Raw genomic sequence first — 257 nt, 5'->3', positions numbered from 1 at the left:
ACCCCCGTTGCCCCGCGAAACGCGGCAACGAAGGCGGCAGGGTTCGAATAGCCAACCTGATCTGCAACCTCGCCTATGGAAGCCTTGCCGAGGCGCAGGATCGACACGGCGCGATCGATCCGTCGGGAGACGACGAACTTGTGCGGAGTGGTGCCCGTCTGCTGCCGGAACGCCCGCAGGAAGTGGGTGACGCTCAAGCCGGTTGCGAAAGCCATGTCTCCAAGCCCTGGAGAACTGCCTTGATCGGTCGCCGCCTC

The 257-nt window shown here is 64.6% G+C and carries 1 protein-coding gene; it reads right to left on the bottom strand.

From position 1 onward, the window contains the following. Positions 1-215 (bottom strand): helix-turn-helix domain-containing protein (locus tag SB724_RS20870; protein WP_410572866.1); only part of this gene is annotated, 215 nt, incomplete at its 3' end. Positions 216-257 lie beyond the last annotated feature (42 nt).

Source organism: Bacillus sp. SIMBA_031, assembly GCF_046535225.1.
GTDB classification, from domain to species: Bacteria; Bacillota; Bacilli; order Bacillales; family Bacillaceae; genus Bacillus; species Bacillus velezensis.
This window is presented reverse-complemented; position numbering and strand designations above follow the sequence as displayed.